The following is a 1568-nucleotide window of genomic DNA, read 5'->3' on the forward strand; positions in this document are numbered from 1 at the left end:
TCAGTCTGTGTAAAAACTGAAAGCGGCGCCCCGGCGTAGTCCCCACAATGCCCGCAACGTCAGTTGCGGGCATTGTCATATGCGCTATGTGTCAGGGCAGGATCGGGACCAGACGGCGTTGTTCCCTCTTTCGCTTGAAGAGCTGGTGCCAGCCGATCACCCCTGCCGGGTCATCGAGGCTTTCGTGGGGATGCTGGACCTGGCCGAGCTGGGTTTTATCCATGCCCGATTGGGCAAGACCGGCCGCCCGCCTCATGATCCAGCGGATCTGCTCAAGCTGTATCTGTATGGATACCTCAACCAGGTGCGCTCCTCTCGCCGGTTGGAGCGTGAGTGCCAGCGCAATGTCGAGCTGATGTGGCTGCTTGGCCGGCTTGCCCCTGACCACAAGACCATCGCCAATTTCCGCCGCCACAACGGCGTGGCACTGCAGCGGGCGGGCGCTGGGCTGGTGAGGTTCTGCCAGCACACCGGCCTGGTAAAAGGCCAGTGGGTGGCCATTGATGGTTCCAAGTTCCAGGCGGTGGCCAGTGGCAAAGCGGTGGTGCGTGCGGCAGATGTGGAGCCCAGGCTGGCGCGCCTGGAGGAACGTATCGCCCACTATCTGGCCCAACTGGATGCGGCAGACAGCCAGGACAGCGATTCACCGATCGACCGCAGCAAGGTGCAGGACGCCCTGGAGCAGCTGCGCCAGCGCCGCGAGGCACTGATCGAGACTGGCCGCGAACTGGCAGACGAAAAACACACGCACGTGGTGACCAGCGAACCGGACGCCCGGGTCATGAGGGGCGTGGGCCCGGGCTACAACCTGCAGACGGTTGTAGACGGCCACAGCGCGATGATCGTCGCCCACGCACTGATCAACGAAGCCACTGACAACCGGCAACTGCAGCCCATGGCCGAGCTGGCCGCGCAGGCGCTACAGGTGCAAACGCTGGATGTACTGGCCGATGCGGGTTACTCCAATGGCGCCCAGGCCGCCGCCCTGGAGGCGCAGGCCCTGCTGGCCCATGTGCCGGCGAACCGGGCGACCAACAACCAGGCCGACGGCACTCTGCTGCCGCACACCGCCTTTACCTACGAGCCGCAGGCGGATGTGATGAGCTGTCCGCAGGGCAAAACGCTGACGCGCAAACAATTGATGCGCAGGGATCATGCCGTCGTCTATCAGGCGCGTGAACAGGACTGCCAGCACTGCCCGCTCAAACCCGGGTGCACGAAGAAGAAGCGGCGGCTGGTCAGGCGTCACCTGCATGAGGAGGCGCTACAAAGGATGCACCAGCGCGCAACGCCAGAGGCCATGCGCAGGCGCCGCTGCACAGTGGAGCACCCGTTTGCGGGCCTGAAGTACCGGATCTTTGGTCATCCGCGGCTACTGATGCGCGGTTTGGCCGGGGCAGCAGCGGAAATGGCAATCGCAACCACCGTCTGGAACCTCAAGCGAGCCATGGCGATGCTGGGGGCGCAGGAAATGAGGCGGACGCTGCTCGCTTGACCATCAAAACAAACAACGCCCCTGACGGGGCGTTGTTTGTATCGACCGGCTCAGCTGCTTGTTACACAGACTG

Annotated in this window: 1 protein-coding gene; it reads left to right on the forward strand. The window is 63.7% G+C overall.

Annotation, left to right across the window (positions count from 1 at the left end):
• Positions 1-79 precede the first annotated feature (79 nt).
• Positions 80-1495 carry an IS1182 family transposase gene (locus tag WAF18_RS17270; RefSeq protein WP_337246201.1) on the forward strand — a complete coding sequence of 472 codons (1416 nt, stop codon included), beginning with the start codon at positions 80-82 and terminating at the stop codon, positions 1493-1495.
• The last annotated feature ends 73 nt before the right edge of the window (positions 1496-1568 follow it).

The organism is Luteimonas sp. gir, assembly GCF_037198055.1.
Classification (GTDB): Bacteria; Pseudomonadota; Gammaproteobacteria; order Xanthomonadales; family Xanthomonadaceae; genus Luteimonas; species Luteimonas citri_A.

What these genes read in the sequence shown, in the direction of transcription:
- WAF18_RS17270 (WP_337246201.1), top strand. Translation starts at nt 80, where the DNA reads ATGCGCTATGTGTCAGGGCAGGATCGGGACCAGACGGCGTTGTTCCCT.